We start from the raw sequence: 24,724 nt of genomic DNA on the forward strand, positions 1-24,724 counted from the left end.
GATGCGGCGGCATCGGCACTGGCCTCCCTCTCCCGCTTGCGGGGGAGGGCTGGGGTGGGGGTGTCTCCGCGTCGGGATTGTCAGGGATTGCCGAGGATGTCCCTGCGTGGCGAGAACCCTCACCCGCCGCGCGCGGGACGATGCTTCGCATCGCCCGGGGCGCGTCGGCCTCTCCCGCAAGCGGGAGAGGCGGGAGCAAGACCGCGGACAATCCTCGTGAGATCCATATGCGATTGCCCTGCCCACAAGGGGAAGAGGGCGCAACATCGGCATCGCAGAAGTTAAACCTGCCTCCCCGCAATGATCTCCTGCAGCGTCGCCACATGCCGCGCGAAGGCGCCGCGGCCGGTGGCGGTGGCGGTCACGGTCGTCTGCGGCTTCTTGCCGACGAAGGCCTTGTCGACCGAGACGTACCCCGCCTTCGCCAGGGTCTCGATATGGGCGCCGAGATTGCCGTCGGTGGCGCCGGTGAGTTTTTTCAGTCGCGAGAACTCCAGGCCGGCGGACACGGGGAGTGCGTTCAACGCCGCCATGATCTTCAGCCGCAGCGGCTGGTGGATGATGTCGTCGAGCTCGGCCATCAGATCCGCCGCATCCAGAGGCCGCCGACGATCAGTCCGCCGCCGTTGACGAAGGCCATCCAGAGCGGGAAGGCCTCGCCGATATAGAAATAGCCGATCAGCGTCAGCGCTGTGATGACAAGCCCGATCGCCACGAACGCGGTGCCGAACCAGAGACCGGCGAGTGTGTAGAACAGCATGAAATAAATCGGCCAGAACGCGCCGAGCTGGCGCGGGCCGAAATGACCAAGCACGTTGGTGCAGATATAGCCGAACGCAAAGAACAGCACGAAGACCAGCGGAAGCCTGACGTCGAAGCTCGCTGCATGCGCTTGCGATGGAGCGAGCCATCGGACCGCAACCAGTCCACCGACACCCAATATGTCGACGGCAGGCCATGCGTAGACCGCGTAGACCGGCCAGAGCCAGGTCACCAAATTGCCGGCGAAGACCAGCACGCCCCACCACATGGCCGCAAGACTCGCCAGCTCGTAGAGCTGCGACTGCTTCACGCGCTGGACGATGTCGTCGATATCGGCGAGCGCTGCGGACGCCTCTTGGCTGTCGATCATGACTGCCCTGCCCCGCGCGTCGCCACGTCCTCGGCGATCGCATTGACCGCCTTCGGATTGGTAACCATGCCCATGTGGTTGACGCCCTCGATCAGTTTGACGTCGACGGAGGGTTTGATGGCCTGCACGGTCTCTGCGTATTTGTCCGAGATCATCATCTCGTCCTCGGCGCCGCCGAAGATCGTCATCGGATGCGTCACCGAGGCGAGATCGAGGCGATAGCCGTGGGTGGCGAAATTGCGCATCAGGCGATCGGAATAGGTAGAGGTGAGGTACTTCGCCGAATTCGCCGGCACCGCGAAGGCGAGCACCGGCAGCTGCGCGCAGCAATCGATGCCGAGCTTGCGGAGCGTGGCGAGCGCGAAGAAGCGCGGCAGGTCGGCGTTGGCCCAGCCACCGGCATGCGGCCTGTTGGTCGGTGCGTCATAGCCAAGATAAGGCGCAACCAGCACGGTGCGGACGAACAGGTCCTGGATGATCGGCGTCGCCGCGACCCTGAGCGAGAAGCCGGCGCCGGCGGAATGGCCGACCAGGGTCAGCGGCAGGTCCGGCGCGCTCTTGCGGACATGAGCGACGAAATCGACGAGGTCGTCCTCGAGCTGGCCGACATAGCCGATATCGCCGCGCGTGCCGGAGGCACCGTGGCCGCGCGTGTCGAGCGCCCAGGTCTCGACGCCGTGCGCAGCGATCGCATAGGTCAGCGCGTGATTGACCGTGGCTGATGAGCCGGACGAGCCGTGGATGAAGATCGCTCCGCGACCGGTGTCCGCCCCCTTCGAGGCGTAGTGGCGGAAGCCGAGCCAGGTGCCGTCGCGGGCCTGGAAGCGTTCGAGCGCCGGGAGAGTGGCCCAGTCGATGCCCTTGGCCGAGTCCGAGACCGATCGCATCTCGGCAGGCCGCTCCAGCGGCATCGCGATCAGGGCGGTCAGGAGCAGCGCCACCGCGCCGACCGCGCACAGGCCCCATTTCAGCAAGCCCAGAACACCTCGCAGCAACTGCATCGCCATGGCCAACTCCCTCGAACTCAGGATCAATAGATTACTCTATATTACAGAGTACTCTTCTGATCAATCCCCGGATTGGCGCCGCGCGGCGAAAATCCTTAAACAGCGGGTCTGACCCCAAAACGCCGAATCGTTTGCGATGCCGCCTGCGGAACAACTGAACAACGCGCCCGAATTCACCGTCTCCGAACTCTCCCAGTCGCTGAAGCGGACGGTGGAGGACACCTATGGCCATGTCCGCGTCCGCGGCGAGATCTCCGGGTTTCGCGGCGCCCATTCCTCCGGCCATTGCTATTTCGCGCTTAAGGACGAGAGCGCCAAGATCGAGGCGGTGATCTGGAAGGGCGTGCACGGCCGGATGCGCTTCAAGCCCCAGGAGGGGCTCGAGGTCATCGCCACCGGCAAGCTCACGACCTATCCGGGCTCCTCCAAGTACCAGATCGTGATCGAGGCACTGGAGCCGGCCGGCATCGGCGCGCTGATGGCGCTGATGGAGGAGCGCAAGAAGAAGCTCGCCGCCGAGGGGCTGTTCGACGAGGCGCGTAAGCAGCTCTTGCCCTGGCTGCCGGAGGTGATCGGCGTGGTGACCTCGCCGACCGGCGCTGTCATCCGCGACATCCTGCACCGGCTCGAGGACCGCTTTCCGCGTCACGTGCTGGTATGGCCGGTGAAAGTGCAGGGCGAAGGCTCGGCCGAGCAGGTCGCAGCCGCGATCCGCGGCTTCAACGCGATTGCCCCGGGCGGCAAGATTCCGCGGCCCGACGTGCTGATCGTCGCGCGCGGCGGCGGCTCGCTGGAGGACCTCTGGTCGTTCAACGAGGAGATCGTGGTGCGGGCCGCGGCCGAGAGCATGATCCCGCTGATCTCGGCGGTGGGCCACGAGACCGACATCACGCTGATCGATTTCGTCGCCGACAAGCGCGCGCCGACGCCGACGGCGGCCGCCGAGATGGCGGTGCCGGTGCGCAGCGATCTCTTTGTCGAGGTCGCCGATCTCGCGCGGCGCACCCGCGCCTGCTGGCAGCGTGGCCATGAGCACCGACGCAGCGAGCTACGCGCCGCCGCACGCGCGCTGCCGGCCGCCGGCGATCTGCTGGCGATCCCGCGGCAACGGCTGGATAATGCGGGCGCGTCCCTGCCCCGCGGTCTCAAGGCCAACACGCATGCGCATTTCCGCAGGTTCACCGCCGCCGGCGCCAAGCTGACGCTGCGGGTCTTGCATGGCCAGATCGCGCAGGCCGATCACCGCCTCACCGTGTGCGGCGAACGGCTCGGCCTGTCGGCGCGCTCGCTGTTGCGTCAGCGTCGCGACCGCTTCGCCGGCTTGGAGGTTCGCTTGCGCGCCTCAAAACTTTCCAACGCGCAGGCGCAGCGCAACGCGATTGCCCGCCAGCGCGAGCGCGCGCATCGCCTCGCTGAGCGCGCCAATCGCGCGCTGGTGACGCTGCTGCAACGGTTCGATGCCCGCGTCGAGAACAGCGGCAAGCTGCTCTCCGCGTTGTCCTATCGCGGCGTGCTCGCGCGCGGCTTTGCGCTGGTGCGCGATGAGGCCGGTCATCCCCTGCATGCGGCTGACAGCGTCGGTCCCGGCGCACGCGTCGAGATCGAGTTCGCGGACGGCCGTGTCGGCGCAACTGCGGATGCCGATCGCCCAGCACCGGCGGCGAAGCGCGCGCCATCGCAACCGAAGTCCGCCGCGCAGGACGCCAAGCCCGCACTGAGGCGCATGGGCAAGCCGGTGGATCAGGGCAGTTTGTTTTGAGATCGAGGGCGTCGCCCCATTCTCGCTGTCGTCCCGGCGAAGGCCGGGACCCATAACCATAGGAGGAGTGTTGCGAAGGGTAGTGGCTCGGTACTTCTACCTCTCGCAATCGATAGATTCCGCGGTATGGGTCCCGGCCTTCGCCGGGACGACGGGAAGGGAGAGCGTAGCCCTACCGGCAGGACAATCCCGCATCCATCGTGGTCCAGAAGCCGCAATGGTCCGGCGCGCGCATGGGTGCGCCGGCCTGGGCCTCGAACAGGAAGACCGCGACGGTGAAGACGACCAGTGCGGTGGAGAAGAGGACGATGCGATTGCGCATGTCCGATGCGTTTAGCCGACATCATGGTCGAACTAAGGCGCAGAGACCTGCTGAAACCCGCTTGACGCGTGACCCGTAGTTTCCCGGTCGGCCATCATGCCGTGCAGGGCGGTGGTCGATGCGGGGCTGTCTGCCTCACCTTGTTCCTCGGGCGGCCCCGCTTGGGCTGAATGCGTAGCCCGGATGGATCGCAGCGCAATCCGGGATCGTGCCACAATTTGAGACCTTCCCGGATTTCGCTGCGCTCCATCCGGGCTACGGCGCGATGGTCAGCTGATCCGCGCTACCGCGCCAGCCACTCCGCGACTTCCTTCTGCGACTCCGCGCGCGCCTCGGCATCGGTGCCGAGATGGCCGCGCTCGGGCGCAGCGGCATCGGTGCTGGCGCCAGCTGCATGCAGCGGCGTGTTGGCACGGTCGAAATCGTGATAGGCGCCGGGATACACCACGATGCGCGCGAGCGCACTGCGCCCGTGCGCGCCGTCCACCATCTGGCGGCAGGCCGGCGGCGACGAGACGTCGTCGTTGGCGCCGATCAGCACCAGCGTCGGCACCCGCGTGCTCCAGCCAAGGCCTGCGGAGATCCGGCAATCCGGATAGAACGCGATCGCGGCGCGAAAATCCGGGCTCGCGTCGCGCGCCGCGCTCTGCGGTCGCACTGCCCAGAGCAGCGCACTGGCGCCATTGGCCCAGCCGACCAGGCTGACGCGGCTGCGCGCGACCCAGGTCTGCTTCATCAGCCAGGCGCGCGATGCCGCGATGTCGGCGACGCGCTCGCGCCGCGCCTTGACGTGCAAATCCTTGACGCGGCATTGCGGCCCGAGCTCGCGCGAGCCGTAGCTATCGGGCAGCAGCACGGCATTACCGGCCTTGAGCAGGCGCTCGGTCCAGTCGCGATAGCGCGGCTGCACGGGATCGGAATGACCACCGAGGCCGCCGCAGCCGTGCAGCGCGATCACGGTCGGAAACGGGCCCGCGCCATCGGGCTTGAACAACTGCGCGTGCAGGATTCCGGAGGAGAGCGGAATCTCGACCTGCTGCGGCGCCGGCGCCGCGTGCGAAGCCGACATCAGCAATGTCAGGAACAGGGCGGTTAGTCGAAGGCGCATCGGAGTCCGTTGCAAGAGGTGCCGCACGGCCTCCAGAACTATCATGCGGAAACGGCGGCAAAACATCACAAACCGGTGGGTTTAACGGGCGGACAAGCCACCCTATTTATGCTAGATCCAGTCAACACATCGTGCCCTGCGAGATTTTCCCAAGCGGGGCCCTTCCACGGAGACTTTCGACCGTGCTGAACAAGTTCGGCCCCTCGGGCAATGGCGAAGCGCAGGTGCAATATCTCGACGGCGATTTCCGCGTGATCTCGCCGGGGACCTTCGTGCGCTGCGCCATCACCGACACGCGGATCCCGCTCGACGAATTGAAATATTGGAGCGTGGATTTGCAGGAAGCCTACGCCACGCCCGGCGCCGTGCTGCAGCGGCACTTTCCGAACGCGCCAAAGCCGCAGATGTGACGCCTCGTCCTCGCTTCTATTGCTGTTCGGCGCCATCCCCGCCCAGGCAAGTCTTGATCGCACTCTTCCGCGCTGCGCCGACGACCTTCTGATCAATCGCCTGCTTCAGGCAATCGAGCCGCGCCTGCGCCATACAGAGCTGCATCTGGTCGCGCTTGTCCTGCCCCTTCAGACTTTGCGTCGCGCCGAGACACGTCACGCGCTTGGTCGCGGGAACCGGCACCGTGGAGGGAGCCGCGGGAGCCGGCGTCGTTTGTGCAAACACCGGCGCAACAATCAGACACACAAGGCTGGCGGCAATGGCCGCGGAGGGAAATTTCATCGCATTCTCCTGTCTGAAACCGATAGGAGACCTGCGATGAATATCGGCTGAATAGCGATGCCGTAGGGTGGGTTAGACCAGCGGATTGCGCGAAGCGCAGTCCGCTAGGCGTAACCCACCATGCTTCAGCGAATGCGGGACGAAGTTGGTGGGTTACGCCCGGCAATTGCGCTTCGCGCAGTCGCAGGGCTAACCCACCCTACGAGATCATCGCGCGCTGAATCGCCGCTCGCGCGCCTTGTAGAGATGGTCGCTGATGACGCGGCGGAGCGTGGCGGGATCGTCGAATTCGAGCTGGACCGCGAACGGCACGATGCCATCCAGCACGCCCTCGCGACCGCGCAGGCGCGCGAGGTCTTTCTCCGTCGTCACCAGCATGAGCTGCTCGCGCCGGGCATCAGCAGCGAGCGCGGCGAGCTCGTCGCGCGAGAACATGTGATGGTCTGCGAAGGGCCGCGTGCGCGCGACCTCGATGCCGCTGGCCCGCAGCGTGCGAAAGAAGCGCTCGGGATCACCGATGCCGGCGAAGGCGAAAACGGGCTTGCCGAAGAGTTGCGCGACCGAGGCTGGATCCGGTTTCAGGCGCGCGCGCAGCACCGGCTTGTCGCGCCTGGCAAGCTCGGCGGCGACATCGTCCGCGGCGTGGCCGTCGCCGATCAGCACCAGCGCGTCGGTGCGCGAAAGCTGCGCCTTCAACGGTGCGCGCAGCGGGCCTGCCGGAAACACCTTGCCGTTGCCGAGACCACGCTCGCTGTCGATCACGATCAGCGAGGCGTCCTTCATGAGGTGCGGGTTCTGGAAGCCGTCATCCATCAGGATCACGGTGGCGCCTTGCGACTTGGCCAGCGCGACGCCTTCGACGCGATCGCGTGCCACCACGACCGGCACGTCGCGCACCATCATCAGGGGTTCGTCGCCGACATCGGCTGCGGTGTGGCGCGCGCGATCGACCATCACCGGGCCCTGCAGGCGTCCGCCATACCCGCGGCTAAGCACCACCGGCGTCTCGCCGAGTTCGCGCAAGAGCCTGGTCAGCGCCAGCACGGTCGGCGTCTTGCCGGCGCCGCCGACATGATAATTGCCGACACAGAGCACGGGGATGCCGGCGTCAAAACCACTGCGCGCCATGCGGCGTGCGGCGATGGCGCCATAGAGCGCGCCCAATGGGCTGAGGAGATGCGACTTCGGGGAACGCGGCCGGTACCAGAAGGCCGGCTCACGCATTGGCGGCTCCCATCTCGATCCGCAACTGCATCAGATACGGTTCGAGCGCCGTCATGGTGCGATCGAGCGCGCCGCCGAGCTGCGCGACCACATTGGTGCCTGCACGCTGCATCTTGTCGCGCACGGTCGGCTCGGCCAGCAACAGGCCGAGCTGCTTGACCAGCGCCTCCGGCGTGTCGGCCCGGCGCGCGCCGCCGCTGCCATCGAGCGCCTCGTAGACATCGGCGAAATTGAAGACGTGCGGACCATGGACGATGCCCGCGCCCAGCTTGATCGCCTCGATCGGATTCTGTCCGCCATGGCGGATCAGTGACCCACCCATGAACACGATCGGCGAGAGGCGGTAGAACAGGCCAAGCTCGCCCATGGTGTCGGCGACATAGATATCGGTGGTGGCCGAGAGCGGCTCATCGCGCGAGCGCAATGCGGGCTTCAGGCCGGACGCCGTGATCAAGCCTGATATCGAGGAGCCGCGATCGGGATGCCGCGGCACGATCACGGTCAGCAGCTGCGGGAAGAAACCGACGAGGTTGCGATGCGCGGCGACCAGCATCTCGTCCTCGCCCGGATGGGTCGAGGCTGCGACGATGATGGGGCGCCCGCGCGTCATCGCCATCAGCCGCTCGAGCTTTGCGGGATCGGCCGGCGGCGCCGGCACGTCGAGCTTGAGATTGCCTGTGGCGACGACGTCGCGGCCGCCGAGCGCAGAGAAACGTTCGGCATCGGTCTTCGACTGCGCAAGGCAGATGTCGAAGCGCGACAGCAGCGCCGAGATGGTGCCGTGCATCCGGCGCCAGCGCGGGAAGGAGCGCGGCGACATCCGCCCGTTGATCAGCACCATCGGCACGCGACGTGCGGCGCCGGCCAGGATCAGGTTCGGCCACAGGTCGGATTCGATGAACAGCGCCAGCGACGGCTTCCAATGGTCGAGGAAGCGCGCGACGTAGCGGGGGGAATCATATGGCACGTATTGATGGATGACGTCGGGCGGGAAACGCTTGGCCACGACGGCCGCGGAGGTGACGGTGCCCGAGGTGAGCAGGATGCGCAGGTTGAGATCGCGCAAGCGCTCGATCAGCGCCGCCGCCGCCAGCACCTCGCCGACGCTGGCGCCGTGGATCCAGACCAGCGGGCCATGCGGCCGCACGTCCTGCGACAGGCCCCGCCGCTCGCCGACGCGCGCGGGATCTTCCTTGCCCTGCTTCAGCCGCCGCTTGATCAGCGCAGGCGCGAGCGGCACCAGGCCGGAGGCCAGCCGCTGGTACATGCGTAGCGTCATTGGCAGCGTCATTGGCCGATTCTTGGGACGCGAGCTAGCCATCTGCAGGTCCCGGGCGGCCGAGTTGCGCATAGGCGCGGCGGGTGGCCTCGTTCAGCGTATCTTCCAGCTCCAGCCGCAGTGCTTCCATGGTGGCGGCATCGGCATCGCTCGGCACGTGGATTTCCTTGATGCCGACCAATGCACCCCGCCCGAATGGCAGATTGATGGTGGTGCGGTCCCAGTTCTTGAGCCGGATGAAGCGGCTGGTCGCCATCGCGAAAGGCATGATCGGTCGCCCCGATTCCCGTGCCAGCATGATGATGCCGAGGCCGGCCACGCGCGAGCGCTTGGGAACATCGGCGGTCAGCGCGACATTACAACCGTCCTGGAGCGTGTACACCATTTCCCTGAAGGCGCCGACCCCGCCCTTGCGATGGAACGCGCCGCCGTGATCCCCGGACCCGCGAATCAGGCCGATGCCGAGCCGCTCGACGGCGATCGCATTGAACTCGCCGTCGCGATGCCGGGAGATCAGGACCTTGGCCTTGTAAGAGTCCTTGTTCTTGATGAAGGGGGTGAGGAAATGCTGGCCGTGCCAGAAGGCGAAGATCGCCGGGATCTGCGGTTCGACGATGTCATAGACGTCGGGCGGATCGAACGTGAATGTGTTGGTCCGCCAGACCAGACGCAGATATTCGGCCGCCAGGAAACCGACGGCACGCTGAAACCAGCTGCTCCGCAGCGTGTTGCGAAGCAGTTTTTTCAACGTGCCGGTTCTTGATTCGGGTCGAGCAGCCGGTGGAGATGGACGATGAAATAGCGCATCTGCGCATTGTCGACCGTGCTCTGCGCCTTGGCGCGCCAGGCGACGTGAGCGGCCGCATAGTTCGGATAGAGGCCGACGATTTCGACGTCGTCGAGATTCTTGAAGGTATTGTGCTCGAGATCGAGCAGCTCACCGCCAATGACGAGATGAAGCAGTTGTTGCGGGGCACTATCTGGCATGGGTTCGGTTCCTAACGGGCTGCCCGGCAAAGCAGTGTTCGACAAGCACGACGACAGCGCTCAGGCCAAGGGACGGTTTCGAAAATGCGCGACAATGCTCGCATGACGATCGCGTCCCGCTGCCACCAGCACCCCGTGCGTCACTTCCCGACGATTATAGAGGATGGGATCTCCGGAGAGGTCGCTCATCCTACCATCCGCTTCCTGCACGATCAAATCGGCCGCCGCAAGGTCCCAATCGTGGCTGTTGCCGCCCGCAAAAGCCGCATCCAGCCCGCCATGGGCGACCCGGCAGAGCCGGAGCGCAAGCGAACCGATTCGCGGATGCAGCTTGATCTCGCCGCCGGTAGCGTTGAGCCGCTCGACCATCGGCTTCGGGCCGGCGACCTGGGCGAAGTCGAGCGCGGTCCCCGGCGCCGCCCGCACGGCTGCGCCGTTGAGGGTCGTGCCTTGGCCGCGGGCGGCGAAGAAGAACTCGCCGGTAACAGGCGCGAACACCGCGGCAAGCACGGGCGAGGCGTCCTCAACCAGCGCCACACTGACGCACCATTCGTCATGGCCGCCCAGATAATTGCGCGTGCCGTCGATGGGATCGACCACCCAGGTCAGCCGCCGGGACAGCCGCGTGGAATCATCGGCGCTCTCCTCCGAGAGCCAGCCATAATCCGGCGTGGCGCCGCGCAGCCGTGCTTCCAGCAGATCGTTGACGGCGATGTCGGCTTCCGAGACCGGCGAGGACGCGCCCTTGGTCCATGTCTTCAGCTCGGTGCGGAACATCGACTTTGCGAGCGCGCCCGCGTCCCGCACCGTGTCTTGCAGCAGCGAAGCGTCGCGCGTCAGGATGGTTTCGAAGAAGCGCGCGTCAACGTCCGCCAAGCGTCAAACCCTCGATACGCACCGTCGGCGCATTAATGCCGTAGCGGAACTCGAGATTGTTGGCCGGCTGCATCGACTTGAAGATCTCGAACAGATGGCCCGCGATCGTGACCTCGCTCACGGCATAGGTGAGCTCGCCATTTTCGATCCAGAAGCCGGAGGCGCCGCGGCTGTAATCGCCGGTGACGCCGTTGACGCCGGAGCCGATCAGGTCGGTGATATAGAAGCCCTGCTTGATGTCGGCGATCAGTTCGGCCGGCGTTGGCGTGCCGGGCTCGAGGTGCAGATTGTAGGGCCCCGGCGACGGCGAGGACGAGACGCCGCGATGGGCGTGGCCGGTGGTGGTGAGGCCGAGCTCGCGCGCGGTGGCGCAATCGAGCAGCCACGTCGTCAACACGCCCTCGTCGATCAGCGCCATCTTCTTCACCGCGACGCCCTCGGCGTCGAAGGTCTGCGAGCGCAGGCCGCGCTTGCGCAGGGGATCGTCGATGATGCGGATGTTTTTCGCAAACAGCTGCTGGCCGAGCTTGTCCTTCAGGAAGCTGGTCTTGCGCGCGATCGAGGCGCCGTTGATGGCGCCGACGACATGGCCGACCAGCGAGCCCGCCACGCGCGGATCGAACACGACCGGCACCTTGCAGGTCTCGACCTTGCGCGGATTGGCGCGCGCCACGGTGCGCTCGCCGGCGGAGCGGCCGACAATCTCCGGAGACAGCAGATCCGCACCATGCGGCGCCGAGGTGAAATCGTAGTCGCGCTCCATGCCGGTGCCTTCGCCGACGATCGCGGTCGCCGAGATGCCCTGGCTGGAACGCAGATAAGAACCGTGGAAGCCCGTGCTGGTCACCAGCACCATGCCGCCCATGCCGGCGGAGGCGGAAGCGCCGCCGGATTTCGACACGCCCTTCACGCCGAGCGCCGCAGCCTCCGCTTCGAGCGCGCGACGCTCGAGCTCGGACGTGGCGGGCACATCGGGATCGAGCAGATCGAGATCGGGGAAGTCGCGCGCGAGCAGCGCGGGATCGGCGAGGCCGACATATTTGTCGTCGGGCGCGACGCGCGCCATCGCCACCGCGCGCTCGGCAAGCTTGGTCACGGCATCGCCGCTGGCGTCGTTGGTCGAGACCACCGCCTGGCGCCGGCCGACCAGAACGCGCAGGCCCACATCGTCGCCCTCGGACCGCTCGGATTCCTCGACGCGGCCGTCACGCACCTCGACGCCCTGCGAGATGCCGCGCACCGCGACCGCATCGGCCGCATCGGCGCCGGCACGCTTGGCCGCCTCCACCAGCCGCTGAGCGAGATCCGAGAGCGCGGACTGATCGAACAGGTCGCGATTGGCTTTGGACGAATCCTGGGGCGAAAGCGTCGAGCTTGGTGAAGGGTTCACAAACGAAATCCTGTTGGGGCGCGGGAGGTTTCGGGGCGAGACGGGCCCTGAGCACCAGATGTGCCCAAATGGTGCGGACTTCAAGCGTATTCAACCCGCAAAAAGCTCAGATTCGCGGCTCTCACGCAACGTCCCGTCAATCATGCGCGCCAAGGTCTTGTCAATCATGGCGGGCGGTGACGCTGGGTTAACCAGCCTTTTTAAGCGGTTTCGGAAGCGGGCCGCGCTAAGGTCCTCGCATCGACCGGGAACATAATCCTGGCGGGGAGAACGAAAGCCGTGAGGCGTCAAACAGCAACATGCGGGGCCAACCCCGCCGGGTCGAGCCGCTCTCTGCGGCTCGACCCTCTTTCCCTTCCGGTCCGCTTCGATGCGCATGACCCGCGCGCCGACGGCTACACCAGGCAAATCGAGCTTCATCGCGAACGCGTGGTGCTGCGCCGTGCCGTTCGCGGCATGCAGATGGCGATCAACGTCCGCGTCAGCGACTTCACCGGCGTCGCGTTGCGCGGCAATGACGAGGCGCAGACCCTCGTCCTGGTCCATCGCGATCCCTCGCTCTCCGTGCCGCTGCTGGTCAGCGCCGATGGCGACGAACTCACTGAAGCCTGGGCGATCTGGAGCGACCTCTTCGCGCTGCCGCAGCTCGACGAAGGCGCGCGGAAGCCCGCGGCCCGCCGTCGACGCGCCAACGCGATCCGCGCCCGCCGTCCGAAATTCCTGATGCGCCGTCGCACCGCCATGGCGCGCGAGCTGCCCGTCCATCGCGCCGAACGCGAGATCATCGCGCGGCACTGAACGGCAATCACGGTGCCGTAGGGTGGGTTAGCCGCAGGCGTAACCCACCACTGTCTATCTTCACGAAACAACGAGGTGGGTTACGCCGAGCAGATGCCCTTCGTGCATCTGCAGTTACGCGGCCCGCATCACCGCGTCGGTTAGCAATCCCGCAAACAGCAGCAGGCCCGCATCGCGGTTCGAATAGAACAGCCGCTTGCAGAGCAAGGGGTCGCTGATATTCAAGCGCACAATCTGCGACGCCAGATGCATCGCGAAGGCCGCAAGCCCGATCCACGCCGGCCAGCGCGCATCGCCTGACGCCAGCGCGACGCCGATCAGCATCACGGAAAGACCATAGAACAGGATCAGCGCCTGGTGCGTATGTGCGCCGAACAGGCGCGCGGTGGATTTGATGCCGATCAGCGCATCGTCCTCGGCGTCCTGATGCGCGTAAATCGTGTCATAGCCGATCACCCACGAAATCGCGCCGGCATAGAGCACCAGCGCGGTGACGTCGATGTGCCCGAAGGTGACGGCGAAACCCATCAAGGCGCCCCAGGAGAAGGCCAGCCCGAGCACGATCTGCGGCCACCAGGTGATGCGCTTCATGAAGGGATAGATCGCAACGATCAGAAGCGAAGCGACGCCTGTCAAGATCGCGAAGCGGTTGAACTGCAGCAGCACCACGAGCCCGATCAGCGCCTGCGCGACCAGGAAGGCCAGCGCCTGCCTGGTGGTCACCTGCCCCGACGGCAGTGGCCGCGAACGGGTGCGCTCCACCTTGTCGTCGAGGTCACGATCGGTGATGTCGTTCCAGGTGCAGCCGGCGCCGCGCATCACGAAGGCACCGATGAAGAACAGCACGATGACGAGTGGCAGGCGGTAGACGTCATGCGCCATGCCAGCGGCGAGCGCTGCCGACCACAAGCACGGCATCAGCAGCAGCCAGGAACCGATCGGACGGTCGAAGCGGGACAGGCGCAAATATGGCCGCGCCCATGGCGGCGCGAGCGTATCGACCCAGTTGCCGGTGGAATCGGCAACGCGGGCGGATGTATCGCTCATCGGGTCAGAACGTTGCCGTTGAGCGTGTCGAAGGTGCTGCCGCCCTTCTTGCCGGCATTGGCCTCCGGCGCCGAACCCGAACCGACCACCTCACTCAGCGACGGACCGGCCGGCCCGCGCGGCTGATTCTGCATCTGCTGCGCGACGTTGCAGACCTTCGTCTGCATGGCCTCGGTATTCTTGTGGCCGGCCTTCATCTGATCGCCGATCTGCGGCGGGATCCCGCATTTCGCGGCATGGGTTTCGACGTATTTGATCATCTTGAACTCGGCCTGACCGAAATTCCTGATCAGCTTGCAGGCCTCCTCCGGCGGAGCGTGGCGGTCGCTCGCGGCCTTGATCATCTTGCCGCGCTTCTCGGCCTCCTCGCGGAGCGGGATGAACGCCTTCATGCAGTCCTCGCCCGGACCGCCCTGCGTCGGCGGGGCCGCGCTGAACGCGCCGGCGCCGCCGATGGGCGCGGCACCGTTCGTGGGGAAGGATGCTTGCGGCGCGCCACCGACGGAGGCGACCGGGGCCGAGCCGTTCACGGGCGGAAACGCGGGATCGGGTGCGGTCCGGCCCGGCAGCGGCGCCGGGAATCCTTGGGCATGAGCCCCCGCGGCACCCATGACAACCATAGGAACGGTGACCATGACGGCGGTGATCGGAACCATCAAACGACGGATCATCAAGATAGTCTCTCCGGCAGGAGCTTACGGGCTCGGCGTCTTCCCAATTGAAGCGCAACCAGCGTGCTCGCGATTTTACGATTCCCGCCGGCGCTTAACAACCCGTCGAATAGGGCAAGAGCGCGGCGCGCCGACGCACCAATTCGGCATTATTTACCCCCGAAATGGCTGCTTTCGGTTAAGAACGGCGGCAAATCGGACTTTTGATCGATGCCCTCCCACGATTTTCGCGGCCCCCGCCTGTTCGTCGATGCCCCCCTGGTCCAGGATGCCAGGGTTCCGCTCGACCGCGACCAGAGCAATTATCTCGGCAATGTGCTGCGGTTGGCCGCCGGGGCCCAGGTTTTGGCCTTCAACGGTCGCGACGGCGAATGGCAGGCGGCGATCGAAGGCCGCAAGCGCCCCGACAACCTCGTCATCCTCCAGCAGGCCCGCCCCCAGGATCGGCTACCCGACCTCGCTTATGTCTTCGCCCCGCTCAAGCATGCCCGGCTCGATTACACGGTGCAGAAGGCCGTGGAGATGGGCGCCGCCATGCTGCAACCGGTCCAGACTCGCTTCACCCAGGCCTCCCGCGTCAACACCGAGCGGATGCGCGCCAATGTGATCGAGGCGGCTGAGCAATGCGGGATCCTGAGCCTCGCCACTGTAGCCGAACCCGCACCGCTGGACCGCTATCTCAGCCAACGCGCCGTCGACCGCCTGCTGGTGTTCTGCGACGAGGCGGCCGAGGTCGAAAACCCGATTCAAAGCCTGCAACAGGCGCGCGCAGCCGGACACGGTATCGACGTGCTGATCGGCCCCGAGGGCGGCTTTGCCGAAGAAGAACGGGCTCTGCTGCTGCGTCAGCCCAAGATCCTGCGGCTGGCGCTCGGCCCGCGGGTCCTTCGCGCCGACACCGCCGCGGTGGCCGCGCTGGCGCTGGTGCAGGCGGTGCTGGGCGATTGGGGCAGCGGAAGCGGCTAGAGCGTGATTCGGAAAAGTGCGTAGTGGTTTTCCGAAAGATCATGCCTAGCAACCGTCTAAGCCGCGATCGCGCCTTAGACAACCTCGCGCATCGATCGATGCAGAGTCTCGGATGGCAGCTCTCCGAACGCCGCCCTGTAACTCGCCGCGAACTCGCTCAAATGCCAGAAGCCATGCGCAATGGCGCAGGCCTTCACGCTGCGCCGTCCCGGGCCGGTGCGTAGCTGCCGGCGCACCGACCAGAGCCGCAAGACCCGGCTATAGCGATGCGGGCTCATGCCGCAGATGGCCTGCGTCGCGCTCTGGAGAGTCCGAGCCGAGACGCCCGCCCGCTCGGCCATTTCGGTCGTCTTGAGCCAGATCGTCAGATCGTGCCGGATCAATCTTTCCATGTCGACGACGATCCGCAGATAGTTCTCCGTCGTGGCGTGCACAGACCTGCTATCCACGCTGGTCTGGACGGCGCCTTCGATTGCGCTGAGCAGCGATTGTTCGACAACCGCCCGCGACGCCGGCTCGTTCAGGAAGTCCGGATCATTGGCGGCGGTTTCAAGCGTTGCGGAGATCAGGCCGCGCAGGGAGGCGAGTACGTCCGATGCCGGGCTCAGCAGATGATAGCCATCCAGTCCAGGCCAGGGCTCGCACGCGGGCGGAGTGAAGTAGACGACACCGATCAGACGGCCGACCGGCTCATAGACCAGGCAATCGGACGCGCCCTTCAGAATGACTATGGAATTACCGATTGACTGCCCATTGATGCGGGTCGAGGTCACATGATCCATCGGCACCACCACGGCGGCGGCATGCGCCAACTGATACCCGCGAATGATCCGCGGGAAGGTCTTCACCAGCGACAGGCTCAGGGTCGGCAGACTGAGCCGCGCGCGCATGATCGCTGTCGACCCGGCAGATAACGGCATGCTGGACGCACCAGCATATCTCTCACTGTCGCCGAAATGGTCGATGTCATACGATCGGAGCTCGAGCGCCGAGGATGGCTTGAGCCCCTGGAACGACAACAAGCGCTCCGTAGCGCTTTTTTGAACTCCATCGCCAGCAATGTTGAGATAGCTTTGATCCATGTCCCGCCGCTTACTTCGTCTTCTTCGTCGCCACGACGACTTTGGCGGCACTGAGATCATCCGGTCCGTTGATGCCGGCACGCTTGAGATCGCGAAGCAGCTTCGTCAGCAGCAGCATGTTGGTCTTCTGTAGCTCGTGGTTGTTGCCAAACCTGAATGCGTTCTGCTCGGTCACGATCAGCCCTGCCTTGGTCTCGGCGAGAATCTTCCGCCTCTTCAATCCCGCCACGCGACGGCGGACCGTCTCCAGCGGCAGGCTGAGGAAGCGAGAGAGCGCCGCGCGGGACACGCCTTGCTTGATCACGTCCGGCTCGACCGTGTGAATGCTGGAAAACTTCTCGTCCAGCGACGGATCGTTCATCACATTGATGACGTTCGCATTGAGAATCGCGTGAACGATCAGAAGGTCCATCGGATCGAATTCGTCGTAATTCCGGAACATCTCGCTGATCGAAAACAGCATATAGGCCAGCGTGTGTCGCGAGACCGTCCGAATGATATCAGAAGCATTGCGCATGAATCGGAAACCAACATTCATCTTGTAAACGAAGGCAGCAGCGAACGGGTCATCCGCATACCCAAATTGAGTATGTGACAACTTGCCAAGGGGCCTCAATCTCTCATTGTGATTCGCTGTGAGTTGGGCTGCGTTACAAGTGCATGGGGCGAGTGCGTCGGACGATCTCGCGACCGGCATCGCGGCTGCGACATGACAGTCAGACCGACGGCCGTCGCGACTTCGATACCCGACCACGGCATCCAACTATTTCATTGATGCCAGCTCCAGTCAGCCGGCAGTTGGGGCGGGAACGAACGGCCATGGACGACGATGTCGGGCGGCGGCAGGAATTGCGTCTGATCAAGGCATTTCTCAGCATCACGGACCCGTACGAGCGGCAGAGAATTCTCAATCTGGCGGAGCAACTCGCCGATGACGCTGCATGGGACGCCACGGGACACGCCGGGGGGTCGACCGCAGATGCGTGCAGAGACGTCCCTGACCGAATTGAATGAAGCGAGTTGCCTCCGTCGCACCGGTCGGTGCCGGCGCAATCAACGCAGGAAAAAGGTATTAAACTACCTATATCAACTAACATGGCCGGCCCAGCGGCAGACCCCAGACAAGATCGTCCGGACGGCTCGAAGGTCGTTAAGCGATTGATCCTTTGGAGGTCGAAACCGCTTTCCGGCCATGCTAAGGCCTGCGCCAATTCCTGTGCCTCCCTTGGCACCCCTTTGGCCTCCCCTTGGCCTCCTCTTGCCTGCCCGGATTCGCCGGAACGATGGACCCCGAGATGACCGCGACTGCCTCCTCACATGCTGCCGGCTCCGCCGCCTGGGCGGATACGCTGCTGTTGTCGTTTGCGCAGGCCGGCTACGTCAGGGCCGAGCCCGCCATCCTGCAACCGGCCGAGCCGTTCCTCGACCTGTCCGGCGAGGACATCCGCAAAAGCCTCTATTTGACGACGGACCTCTCTGGCGAAGAACTCTGTTTGCGCCCCGATCTGACGATCCCCGTGGCGCGCGACTATCTCGCCTCCAGCCGCGCCGGCCAGCCAGCCGGCTTCAGCTATCTGGGTCCCGTGTTCCGCTACCGCAGCGGACAGGCCAGTGAATTCCTCCAGGCCGGAATCGAGTCGTTCGGCCGCCAGGACCCCGCCGCCGCGGATGCCGAGACGCTGGCGCTGGCGCTGGAGGCGACCGCCGCCTTCGGCGTGAGCGACGTCGAGATCCGCACCGGCGACGTGGCGTTGTTCAACGCTCTGCTGGACGCGCTCGACCTTTATCCGGTCTGGCGCCGCCGCCTGGTCAAGGACTTCAACCGCAAGATCAGCCTCGATCAGGATCTGGAGGGGCTGGCGCGCACGACTGCCACCACCCGCAGCGAATATGAGGGCGTGCTCGCCGCGCTCGCCGGCTCCGACCGCAAGGCGGCGCTGGCCTTCGTCACCGATCTGATGTCGATCGCCGGCACGACCAATGTCGGCGGCCGTACCACCGCCGAGATTGCCGACCGTTTCCTCGAGCAGTCGACGCTGAAGGGCGGCGCGCTGCCGCGTGAGGCGATCACCGTGCTGAAGCGTTTCCTGTCGATATCGGGCAATCCGGATGATGCCATTGCTGCGCTGCGCGCGCTCACCGCTGACGCAAAGCTCGACCTTGCCGGCGCAATCGACCAGTTCGAGAGCAGGGTTGGCTTCATGGCCGCGCGCGGCATCGACGTGAAGAAGACCCGCTTCTCGACCGCGTTCGGGCGTGGCCTCGATTACTACACCGGCTTCGAATTCGAGCTGCATCACCGGGGCAACGGCGCCGAGCCGCTGGTTGCCGGCGGCCGCTATGATGGACTGATGACCCAGCTCGGATCTCCGGCCCCGATCCCGGCGGTCGGCTTCTCCGTCTGGGTGGACGCGCTGACCAGGATCGGCCGCAAGGTGGGAGCTTAAGTCATGAGCGCGCCATTCGTTCTGGCCGTTCCCTCCAAGGGCCGCCTTCAGGAAAACGCCGAAGCCTTCTTCGCCCGTGCCGGGCTCAAGCTGTCGAAGGCCGGCGGCGCGCGCGACTATCGCGGCACGATCGCGGACCTCGACAATGTCGAAATAGCCTATCTGTCGGCGAGCGAGATTGCGGCACAACTGTCCCGCGGCTACGCGCATCTGGGCGTCACCGGCGAAGATCTGGTGCGCGAGACCATCGCGGACGCCGACAAGCGGGTGTCCCTGATCGACGGGCTCGGCTTCGGCTATGCGGACGTCGTGGTCGCCGTGCCGCAAGCCTGGATCGACGTCCGCACCATGGCGGATCTGGACGACGTCACCACCGGCTTCCGCGAGCAGCATCACATGCGGATGCGGGTCGCGACCAAGTTCATCAACCTCACACGCGCATTCTTCCAGAGCCACGGCATCACCGACTACCGCATCGTCGAAAGCACCGGTGCGACCGAAGGTGCGCCAGCAGCCGGCGCCGCCGAGCTGATCGTCGATATCACCACGACCGGCGCGACGCTCGCGGCCAATGGCTTGCGGGTGCTCGACGACGGCGTGATCCTGCGCAGCCAGGCCAATCTGGTCGCCTCGAAAGGCGCTGACTGGTCGCCGCAGGCCCGCGAGACCGCGCGAATCATCCTCGACCACATCGCGGCACGGGCGCGCGCCAACAAATACCGCGAGGTCCGCACCCGCTTCCGGCAGTGCGACGCGGCCCTGCTCGACGAAGCTCACGAGCGGTTCGGCGTCGAGGCTCCGTTCGGCGGGCCGACCTCGTCGGGCATGCTCACGCTGCACTGCCCACCGGGGCAGCTCTATGCGCTGGCGAGCTTCCTGCGCGAGCATGGCGCCGAGACCGTCTCGGCGGTCTCGCTCGACTACGTGTTCGACCGGGAGAACCCGCTGTTCGCCAAGCTCGAAGCATTCCTGCGGCAGTGAGCCCAAAGTTTGTCGAGCAGCTTCGTTCAGCGTAGCGACAGCAAGCCGCAGCTATCATATGCTGTTGAGATGATTTCGACGCCTCTGGAACCTTGATCGATGACGCTGGGCTCTGACGTTTCCGGCCTGACAACCACCGCGGCCAGCGCCGCGGCGAAGGGACTGTCGATCGTCGTCCCCGTCTATAACGAGGCGGCGGGGCTCGCCTCCCTGCACCAGCGCGTCTGCGATCTCGCAAAGACCCTGCGGCAACGCTATCGCCTCGCCTGCGAAGTCGTCTATGTCGATGACGGCAGTGCGGATGCGACGCTGTCGATCGCCCGCAGCCTGCCGGCCGATACGATCGACCTCCAGGTGGTCTCGCTGTCGCGCAATTTCGGCAAGGAGGCCGCGCTGATGGCCGGCCTCGACCACGCCCGGCTCGGCGCGGTGATGTTCATGGACGGCGACGGCCAGCATCCGCCGGCGCTGATCGAGCAACTGGTTCGGCACTGGATCGAGGACGGCTATGACGTCGTCTATACCGCCAAGGCGCATCGCGACAACGAGCCTTTCCTCCGGCGGCTCGCCGTGCACGGCTTCTACGCTCTGATCAATTGGGGTGCACGCCAGAAGATTCCGGAGGATGCCGGTGACTTCCGCCTGCTGTCGCCGCGCGCGGTCGCAGCCCTGCGGCAGCTGCCGGAGCGCAACCGCTTCTTCAAGGGCCTGGCGAGCTGGATCGGCTTTCGCCAGATCCGCGTCGACTACGAGCCCGCGCCGCGCACCCATGGCGTGACGACCTTCAGCGCGGCGCGGCTGCTTGGTCTTTCGATCGAAGGGGTGACCTCGTTCTCGGTGGCGCCGTTGCGCTTCGCCAGCCTGCTCGGCGTGTTGCTCGCCGGCGGCGCCTTCCTGTTCGGCCTCTCGATCCTGTGGGAGGTCTTCACCACCGGCAAGCAGGTGCCCGGCTATCCCTCGCTCGTGATCGGCCTGATGACGATCGGCGGCGTGCAGCTCATCATGATCGGCATCGTCGGCGAATATATCGGCAAGATCCTCTCCGAGCTGAAAGCGCGCCCGATCTACTTCGTCGCCGAGCACAGCGAAAAGCATTTTGAAGCCGACAAGGCCCAAGACGCTTCAAGCAAGGACGCATCGAACAGGACCGCGGCCGAATGAGTGCGGCGGCAGCGCCGCGCCGGATCTGGCTTTGCGCCGACGATTACGGCATCAGCCCGGGCGTCAACCGCGCCATCCGCGACCTGATCGAACGCGGCCGTCTCAACGCGACGTCGGTGATGATGGTGGGCCCTGCGATCGAGCGCGGCGAGATCGAGGCGCTTCAGGCCTCGGCGAAAGCGAGCCCGCGCTGCGCGATCGGATTGCATGTGACGCTGTCGGCGCCGTTCCGCCCCCTCACCATGCATTTCCGTCCGCTCGACGGCGACATGTTCATGGCCTTTCCGAAGCTGCTGCGCGCCGGATTGATGCGGCGCCTCGACAGCGAGTTCTTTCGCAATGAGGTAAGAGCGCAGTTGGCGGCCTTCGCGGAAGCCTTCGGCCGCGCGCCCGACTTCGTCGACGGCCATCAGCATGTGCAGCTGTTTCCGCAAGTGCGCGACGGCTTTGTCGATGCCGTCTGCGAAGCGGCGCCAAACGCATGGGTGCGGCAGGGCGGACGCGATCTGCCGCTGGCGCAGCGGCTCGCTTCACCCAAAGCGATGGTGCTCGATATCCTCAGCGCGCAATTCCGCCGCCGCGCCGCGCGCGCCGGTCTCTCGTTCAACCCGGCTTTTGCCGGCGCCTATGATTTCACGCGCGCGGCCGATTTCGGCGATCTGATGCGGCAGTTCCTGGAGGGCCTTCCCGAGGGTGGCCTCGTGATGTGCCATCCCGGCTTCGTCGACGAGGTCCTCACCGGCCTCGACCCTATGACGGACGTCAGGGAACGCGAGCACGCGTATCTTGCGAGCGACTCCTTTGAGCAGCGGCTCACAGCCAGCAATGTGACATTGGGGTGAAGCCTGCGAAAGCCAGGCGCGGGGCAGCTTGTCGCATACCGAAATTTAATCCGGCCGCCACTGTTGGGGCCACAATGGAACCCTACATCCCGCTTGCGCTTGTTTCGCGCGAGGGAGATTGATCATGACGCCGCAGGAACGCCAGCTCGTCGACGAGCTTTTCGATCGGCTTTCGAAAGTGGAAAATGCACCGCGCGATCCCGACGCGATCGCTGCGATCTCCGACGGCCTGCGCAAGGCCCCCGGCGCGGTCTATGCGCTAGTGCAGACCGTGCTGCTGCAGGACGAGGCGCTGAAGCGCGCCCATACCCGCATCCAGGAGCTGGAAGCCGGGCACGCGCCCGAACAGGCCCAGTCAGGCGGCTTCCTGGACACCATGCGCGACACGCTGTTCGGCGGAGGCCCCTCGCGCGGCTCGGTTCCGAACGTGCCGCCACGCGAGCAGCGGCCGGTCTGGAACAGCGGCCAGGCGATGCAACAGACGCAGCCCCAGCCGGGTTACGGCCAGCCGGCTTACGGGCAAGGCCAAGGTTATGGTCAAGGCTATGGCGCTCCGCCGGTCGGCGGTGGCGGCGGCTCGTTCCTGGGCACGGCGGCGGCCGCTGCAGCCGGTATGGTCGGCGGCTCGCTGCTGCTCTCCAGCATCCGCGGCATGATGGGCGGCGGATCGCATCAGGCTTTCGGCGACACCACCATCATCGAGGAGCGCGGCGGCGGCACAGGCGGCAGCCCTTGGGGCGGCGACCAGTCCGGCGGCTCGCTCGCCCGCGATGCCGGCCTCGACGACATCGGTTCGAACCGGGATTCCCGTCAGGGCTTCTTCGACCAGGCCTCGAACGACGACCAGAACGACAACGATCAAAATGACGACGACAACAACGGCAACATGGACACGGCCGACGACAGCGATTTCGGCGGCGGAGACGACGGCGGCAGCGATTACGCGTGAGGCCGCTCTCAACGCCAAACAGAAACGGCCGCCGATGAGGCGGCCGTTTTCATTTCGAACGTCAGGTGATCACATCACCACGACCTTGGTGCCGACATTGACGCGGCCATAGAGATCGATGACGTCCTCGTTGCGCATGCGGATGCAGCCGGAGGAGACGTTGGTGCCGATGGTCCAGGGCTCGTTGGAGCCATGGATGCGGTAAAGCGTGGAGCCCAGATACATCGCGCGCGCGCCGAGCGGGTTTTCCGGGCCGCCCTCCATGTGCCTGGGCAGATCGGGACGACGGGCAATCATCTCCGCCGGCGGCGTCCAATCCGGCCATTCGCGCTTGGCGGTGATCGACTTCACGCCGGACCAGGTGAAGCCCTCGCGTCCGACGCCGATGCCGTAGCGCATCGCCCGGCCATTGCCCTCGACCAGATAGAGGAACTTGTTCGAAGAATCGACCACGATCGTGCCGGCAGTTTCCTTGCCGCTATAGTCAACGAGTTGCTTCTCGAATTTCGGATCGAACGGACGCTGCCGCGGATCGATCGCCTCCTGCTGGAGACCTGCGCCTTGCTGATATCCACCCTGCATCTGCGGCTCGCCCATCGGCGGCATGCCGCGCGGATCGTTGTAGGCGGGCTGCTGCTGATAGATCGGCTGCTGCGGAGCATAGGCCGGGCCGCGGCCGGGCCCATCGCCGAACAGGAACTCAATGAAGCCGCCGCCCATGTTGGCATTGGAGGCGACGCGCACCGGCGCCGGGGAGACCCGCGGCTGGTAGAGCACCGCGGGCGGATCGTTCGGCACGGTATTGTCGAAGGCGCTGGCGCGATCGGCGCCAACGATGAAGGCGCAAGCGCTGCCGAGCAGCGCGACAGACATTTTCTTGAACATCGACGTACTCTGTACTGTTTCGTCTAGTTGCATTCGTCGCCGAACGCGTTGGCTGATTCCCGCGTCCTCGACGTGGTCAATAAAGAGCAAACTCTGTTTCGTTTGGTAAACGTATCAGGCGTTTCGATTCACCACGTCGCGAGCGGCGGGGCAATTTGGCGATCAGCGTTTATTTTCGATGAAGAGCGCAGCCTCATGGTTAATCGCTCGTTTTCATGCCGTCGCGCGCGGCCGCGCGACAGTTCCCGCTGTGAACCTCGTGTTAAATTGCTTCTGCCTACAAAGACGCGTGAGTGAGGTGGGGGGAGTTTCTGATGGCTATTCACCGCAAACGTTTTCGTGTCGAGGAGGCTATTGTCGGCGAGATGCCCAGCCCCGAAATGATCGAGGAGGCTGCGCCGATGCACAACGAAATCATGGCCGAGCTGCGCGCGATCCGCACGCAAATGGCACGAAGCAGCCACGCCGTGCTGCCGGCGAGCGACGCCGTCGTGGCGCAGGAAGTTGCGGATACGCGCGCGCTGCTGGACACCTACCGCGCCCAGATCGAGCAGTGCGAGAAGCTGAAGGTCGAGCTCGACCTCATCCATGACGCCATCGATCGCACCAAGCGCGAGATCGCGACGCTGCACGGCAAGAGCTTCGACGGCGGCGAAATGGCCAAGGTCAATGGCGAACTCGGCGCAGTGGTCGGCGGCACCGAACAGGCGACCCAGCAGATCCTCGAAGCGGCCGAGTCGATCGACCAGGCAGCCAGCGCGATGTCCAAGGTCCAATCGGTCGACCAGCAGAAGCGGCTCGCCGACGACATCCAGGAACGCGTCATCTCGATCTTCGAAGCCTGCAACTTCCAGGACCTGACCGGCCAGCGCATCAGCAAGGTCATGACCACGATGAAGTTCATCGAGCAGCACATCAACACGATGATGGACATCTGGGGCGGCGTCGACGCGATCAAGTCCCACGTGCCGCCGCCGGCCGACACCCGCAGCGAGGACGAAAAGCTGCTCAACGGCCCGAAGCTCGCCGGCGACGTCGGCCACGCCTCGCAGGACGACATCGACGCGCTGTTCGACTGA

At 65.4% G+C, this 24,724-nt stretch carries 28 protein-coding genes; 11 read left to right on the forward strand and 17 right to left on the reverse strand.

Annotated elements, in window-relative coordinates; all coding sequences use genetic code 11:
- Positions 1-281: 281 nt before the first annotated feature.
- The 3 genes from JJE66_RS05290 to JJE66_RS05300 are packed head-to-tail and all read right to left on the reverse strand — an operon-like array spanning position 282 to position 2,139.
- A complete protein-coding gene (locus JJE66_RS05290) occupies positions 282-581 on the reverse strand; it encodes a transcriptional regulator (protein ID WP_200513034.1) in 300 nt (99 codons plus the stop codon).
- Positions 581-1,132, reverse strand: a complete 552-nt coding sequence (locus tag JJE66_RS05295) for a hypothetical protein (protein WP_200513035.1) — start codon at positions 1,130-1,132, stop codon at positions 581-583. The genes JJE66_RS05290 and JJE66_RS05295 overlap by 1 nt, the downstream gene beginning before the upstream one ends.
- Positions 1,129-2,139 carry an alpha/beta hydrolase gene (locus JJE66_RS05300; protein ID WP_200513036.1) on the reverse strand — a complete coding sequence of 337 codons (1,011 nt, stop codon included), beginning with the start codon at positions 2,137-2,139 and terminating at the stop codon, positions 1,129-1,131. Before JJE66_RS05300 ends, JJE66_RS05295 begins: the two co-directional genes overlap by 4 nt.
- A 136-nt stretch (positions 2,140-2,275) precedes the next feature.
- On the opposite strand from JJE66_RS05300, the gene xseA reads away from it, so the two are divergent.
- On the forward strand, positions 2,276-3,898 hold the full coding sequence (gene xseA, locus JJE66_RS05305) for an exodeoxyribonuclease VII large subunit (RefSeq protein WP_200513037.1): 1,623 nt from the start codon (positions 2,276-2,278) through the stop codon (positions 3,896-3,898).
- Between the two features lie 172 nt (positions 3,899-4,070).
- Here the strand turns inward: xseA and JJE66_RS05310 are convergent, their stop codons facing one another.
- Both JJE66_RS05310 and JJE66_RS05315 read right to left on the reverse strand, forming a co-directional pair.
- On the reverse strand, positions 4,071-4,220 hold the full coding sequence (locus tag JJE66_RS05310; protein WP_200513038.1) for a hypothetical protein: 150 nt from the start codon (positions 4,218-4,220) through the stop codon (positions 4,071-4,073).
- A 283-nt stretch (positions 4,221-4,503) separates the two neighbouring features.
- Positions 4,504-5,328 (reverse strand): dienelactone hydrolase family protein, encoded by an 825-nt coding sequence (locus tag JJE66_RS05315; protein WP_200513039.1) that lies wholly within the window; start codon positions 5,326-5,328, stop codon positions 4,504-4,506.
- A 182-nt stretch (positions 5,329-5,510) separates the two neighbouring features.
- On the opposite strand from JJE66_RS05315, the gene JJE66_RS05320 reads away from it, so the two are divergent.
- Positions 5,511-5,738 carry a DUF2093 domain-containing protein gene (locus JJE66_RS05320; protein ID WP_200513040.1) on the forward strand — a complete coding sequence of 76 codons (228 nt, stop codon included), beginning with the start codon at positions 5,511-5,513 and terminating at the stop codon, positions 5,736-5,738.
- A 16-nt stretch (positions 5,739-5,754) separates the two neighbouring features.
- Here the strand turns inward: JJE66_RS05320 and JJE66_RS05325 are convergent, their stop codons facing one another.
- The 7 genes from JJE66_RS05325 to JJE66_RS05355 form a co-directional block, all read right to left on the reverse strand.
- A complete protein-coding gene (locus tag JJE66_RS05325) occupies positions 5,755-6,060 on the reverse strand; it encodes a hypothetical protein (RefSeq protein ID WP_200513041.1) in 306 nt (101 codons plus the stop codon).
- A 207-nt stretch (positions 6,061-6,267) separates the two neighbouring features.
- Positions 6,268-7,284 (reverse strand): tetraacyldisaccharide 4'-kinase, encoded by a 1,017-nt coding sequence (gene lpxK, locus JJE66_RS05330; protein WP_200513042.1) that lies wholly within the window; start codon positions 7,282-7,284, stop codon positions 6,268-6,270.
- A complete protein-coding gene (locus JJE66_RS05335) occupies positions 7,277-8,635 on the reverse strand; it encodes a 3-deoxy-D-manno-octulosonic acid transferase (RefSeq protein WP_200513043.1) in 1,359 nt (452 codons plus the stop codon). Before JJE66_RS05335 ends, lpxK begins: the two co-directional genes overlap by 8 nt.
- A complete protein-coding gene (locus JJE66_RS05340) occupies positions 8,598-9,311 on the reverse strand; it encodes a lysophospholipid acyltransferase family protein (RefSeq protein WP_200513044.1) in 714 nt (237 codons plus the stop codon). Before JJE66_RS05340 ends, JJE66_RS05335 begins: the two co-directional genes overlap by 38 nt.
- Positions 9,308-9,550 (reverse strand): DUF4170 domain-containing protein, encoded by a 243-nt coding sequence (locus JJE66_RS05345; protein WP_200513045.1) that lies wholly within the window; start codon positions 9,548-9,550, stop codon positions 9,308-9,310. Before JJE66_RS05345 ends, JJE66_RS05340 begins: the two co-directional genes overlap by 4 nt.
- A 60-nt stretch (positions 9,551-9,610) precedes the next feature.
- Complete coding sequence (locus JJE66_RS05350) at positions 9,611-10,426, reverse strand: 3'(2'),5'-bisphosphate nucleotidase CysQ (RefSeq protein WP_200513046.1); 816 nt, start codon at positions 10,424-10,426, stop codon at positions 9,611-9,613.
- Positions 10,413-11,816, reverse strand: coding sequence for a TldD/PmbA family protein (locus JJE66_RS05355; RefSeq protein WP_200513047.1), 1,404 nt, complete (start codon positions 11,814-11,816; stop codon positions 10,413-10,415). The genes JJE66_RS05350 and JJE66_RS05355 overlap by 14 nt, the downstream gene beginning before the upstream one ends.
- Before the next feature lie 279 nt (positions 11,817-12,095).
- On the opposite strand from JJE66_RS05355, the gene JJE66_RS05360 reads away from it, so the two are divergent.
- The gene (locus JJE66_RS05360) at positions 12,096-12,614 is read left to right on the forward strand and encodes a DUF6101 family protein (RefSeq protein WP_200513048.1); all 519 of its coding nucleotides are present in this window, start codon (positions 12,096-12,098) and stop codon (positions 12,612-12,614) included.
- Between the two features lie 114 nt (positions 12,615-12,728).
- On the opposite strand, the gene ubiA is transcribed toward JJE66_RS05360, so the two are convergent.
- Together ubiA and JJE66_RS05370 are read right to left on the reverse strand one after the other, a co-directional pair.
- Positions 12,729-13,661, reverse strand: a complete 933-nt coding sequence (gene ubiA, locus JJE66_RS05365) for a 4-hydroxybenzoate octaprenyltransferase (protein ID WP_200513049.1) — start codon at positions 13,659-13,661, stop codon at positions 12,729-12,731.
- Complete coding sequence (locus JJE66_RS05370; protein ID WP_200513050.1) at positions 13,658-14,332, reverse strand: hypothetical protein; 675 nt, start codon at positions 14,330-14,332, stop codon at positions 13,658-13,660. The genes ubiA and JJE66_RS05370 overlap by 4 nt, the downstream gene beginning before the upstream one ends.
- A gap of 210 nt (positions 14,333-14,542) precedes the next feature.
- Here JJE66_RS05370 and JJE66_RS05375 point away from each other — a divergent pair, with 210 nt between their 5' ends.
- A complete protein-coding gene (locus JJE66_RS05375; RefSeq protein WP_200513051.1) occupies positions 14,543-15,298 on the forward strand; it encodes a 16S rRNA (uracil(1498)-N(3))-methyltransferase in 756 nt (251 codons plus the stop codon).
- Between the two features lie 74 nt (positions 15,299-15,372).
- On the opposite strand, the gene JJE66_RS05380 is transcribed toward JJE66_RS05375, so the two are convergent.
- Positions 15,373-16,188, reverse strand: coding sequence for a helix-turn-helix domain-containing protein (locus tag JJE66_RS05380; protein ID WP_246756093.1), 816 nt, complete (start codon positions 16,186-16,188; stop codon positions 15,373-15,375).
- 202 nt (positions 16,189-16,390) lie between these two features.
- A complete protein-coding gene (locus JJE66_RS05385) occupies positions 16,391-16,897 on the reverse strand; it encodes a hypothetical protein (protein ID WP_200513053.1) in 507 nt (168 codons plus the stop codon).
- A gap of 302 nt (positions 16,898-17,199) precedes the next feature.
- Between JJE66_RS05385 and JJE66_RS05390 the strand changes: the two genes are divergently transcribed.
- The 6 genes from JJE66_RS05390 to JJE66_RS05415 all read left to right on the forward strand — a co-directional run bounded on the left by JJE66_RS05390 (position 17,200) and on the right by JJE66_RS05415 (position 22,760).
- Entirely contained in the window at positions 17,200-17,394 is a 195-nt protein-coding gene (locus JJE66_RS05390) for a hypothetical protein (RefSeq protein WP_200513054.1), read from the forward strand.
- Between the two features lie 281 nt (positions 17,395-17,675).
- On the forward strand, positions 17,676-18,827 hold the full coding sequence (locus JJE66_RS05395; protein ID WP_200513055.1) for an ATP phosphoribosyltransferase regulatory subunit: 1,152 nt from the start codon (positions 17,676-17,678) through the stop codon (positions 18,825-18,827).
- A gap of 3 nt (positions 18,828-18,830) precedes the next feature.
- Entirely contained in the window at positions 18,831-19,808 is a 978-nt protein-coding gene (hisG, locus tag JJE66_RS05400) for an ATP phosphoribosyltransferase (RefSeq protein ID WP_200513056.1), read from the forward strand.
- Between the two features lie 99 nt (positions 19,809-19,907).
- Positions 19,908-20,969, forward strand: coding sequence for a glycosyltransferase family 2 protein (locus JJE66_RS05405; RefSeq protein ID WP_200513057.1), 1,062 nt, complete (start codon positions 19,908-19,910; stop codon positions 20,967-20,969).
- Entirely contained in the window at positions 20,966-21,811 is an 846-nt protein-coding gene (locus JJE66_RS05410; RefSeq protein ID WP_200513058.1) for a ChbG/HpnK family deacetylase, read from the forward strand. Before JJE66_RS05405 ends, JJE66_RS05410 begins: the two co-directional genes overlap by 4 nt.
- Positions 21,812-21,935: 124 nt before the next feature.
- Positions 21,936-22,760 (forward strand): DUF2076 domain-containing protein, encoded by an 825-nt coding sequence (locus JJE66_RS05415; RefSeq protein WP_200513059.1) that lies wholly within the window; start codon positions 21,936-21,938, stop codon positions 22,758-22,760.
- A 69-nt stretch (positions 22,761-22,829) separates the two neighbouring features.
- Here the strand turns inward: JJE66_RS05415 and JJE66_RS05420 are convergent, their stop codons facing one another.
- On the reverse strand, positions 22,830-23,645 hold the full coding sequence (locus tag JJE66_RS05420; protein ID WP_200513060.1) for a L,D-transpeptidase: 816 nt from the start codon (positions 23,643-23,645) through the stop codon (positions 22,830-22,832).
- Between the two features lie 314 nt (positions 23,646-23,959).
- Here JJE66_RS05420 and JJE66_RS05425 point away from each other — a divergent pair, with 314 nt between their 5' ends.
- Entirely contained in the window at positions 23,960-24,724 is a 765-nt protein-coding gene (locus JJE66_RS05425; RefSeq protein ID WP_200513061.1) for a protein phosphatase CheZ, read from the forward strand.

The sequence above is a fragment of the Bradyrhizobium diazoefficiens genome, from assembly GCF_016612535.1.
GTDB lineage: Bacteria > Pseudomonadota > Alphaproteobacteria > Rhizobiales > Xanthobacteraceae > Bradyrhizobium > Bradyrhizobium diazoefficiens_C.